The sequence below is a fragment of the Streptomyces sp. UNOB3_S3 genome (assembly GCF_020740895.1).
GTDB lineage: Bacteria > Actinomycetota > Actinomycetes > Streptomycetales > Streptomycetaceae > Streptomyces.
Genome location: NZ_JAILXP010000677.1, coordinates 1 through 1515 on the forward strand (window position 1 = coordinate 1; position 1515 = coordinate 1515).

Below are 1515 nucleotides of genomic sequence, written 5' to 3' on the forward strand. Positions count from 1 at the left end.
GGCGCCGCCCCCGCAGCTGTGCCCGCCGGAGTGACCGCCGTCGCCGCCGTCGCCACCGCCGCCGCTCCCGTCGGAGGAGGAGTCCTGCGAGACGTTGCGGTACACGCCGTAGGCCGTCCACTCGTTACGCATGTGCCGCCGCAGCTCCTTGCGGTCGTGCCGGCGGCTCCAGCCCGGATACAGGTCCTTGGCGACGCCCGTCGCGGATATCAGCCCGGCGAGCATCCGGTCCCGCCGGCCGGGGAAACCGGCCTTACGGGCCGCCTCGAAACGCTGCCGGACCGCGGTGGTCAGATCGTTCGGCCCCACGGGGTAGCGCAGCCGCCGGACCGCGGCGAACCGCTCGGGCGCCTTCGCGGTGAGGATCCGGCGCTCCACCAGGCCGACGATCCAGGGCTCCTCCACATGCCGGGAGGCCGTCCGGATCCACCGGTGCGTCGAGGTGCCCGTCCGGAAGAGCCGCGAACGCCCCTTCGACCCGGGCTTGCCGAGCTCGGGGAGGCTCGCCAGCGGCAGGGCGAGCCGCTGGTCCGCCGGAGGGATGCCGGCGACCCTGACGGGCCCGCCGCGGTCCTCCGCCACGAGCCCGCGCAGCTCCAGTTCGGCCAGGACGGCCCCGGCCAGGCCGTACGCCAGATGCCGCGTGGCACACAGCCGCACGCCGTACGACGGCTCGTGGGAGAGGAGTATCAGCTCCTCGGGCAGGGTGAGGCCGGCGGCGGGACCGGCGCTCATGGCCCTGGAACCGCCTCGCGCGCCGGTGCGATCCGCCCGGTGACCTCGCCCAGGCCGACGCGCGCGCCGTTCGCGCCGGGCGCCCACGCGGTGATGGTCACCACGTCGCCGTCCGCCAGCCAGGGGCCCTTGCCCTGGGTGAGCTCCAGCAGGCAGCCGAGCTGGTCCGGCTCGGGGCCGCTGACCGTGCCGGAGGCGTAGAAGTCGCCGGTGCGCAGCGAGGCGCCGTTGACGGTCATATGGGCCAGCTGCTGGGCGGCCGTCCAGTACATGGCGGAGAAGGGCGGCCGGGAGACGGTCTCGCCGTTGACGCTCACCTCGATGCGCAGGTCGATGCCGCCGGGCTCGGCCGTCGCGTCGTCCAGGTAGGGGAGCAGCGGGTGGGTGCGCTCCGGCGCGGGCGTGCGGGCCGCGTCGAAGGCGTCCAGCGGGGTGATCCACGCGGAGACGGACGTGGCGAACGACTTGCCGAGGAAGGGGCCCAGTGGCACGTACTCCCAGGCCTGGAGGTCGCGGGCCGACCAGTCGTTGACGAGGCAGACGCCGAACACGTGCTCGCGGAAGGCGTCGAGCGGCACGGGGGTGTTCTCGGGGGCGGGGGTGCCGACGACGAAGCCGACCTCGGCTTCGATGTCGAGGCGCCGGGAGGGCCCGAAGGTGGGTGCGGTGTCGGTGGGGGCCTTGCGCTGGCCCTGGGGGCGAACGACGTCGGTGCCCGAGACCACGATCGTGCCGGCGCGGCCGTGGTAACCGATCGGCAGGTGCTTCCAGTTGGGGGTG

Annotated in this window: 2 protein-coding genes; both read right to left on the reverse strand. The window is 74.5% G+C overall.

Going from position 1 to position 1515, the window contains the following annotated elements; genetic code table 11:
- Positions 1–735, reverse strand: a 735-nt coding sequence (locus tag K6I33_RS34950) for a GPP34 family phosphoprotein (RefSeq protein WP_229358816.1), incomplete at its 3' end; no start/stop codon positions are given.
- Positions 732–1515: fumarylacetoacetate hydrolase family protein (locus tag K6I33_RS34955; protein ID WP_229358817.1), on the reverse strand; the 784-nt coding region annotated here is incomplete at its 5' end. The genes K6I33_RS34955 and K6I33_RS34950, both read right to left, overlap by 4 nt.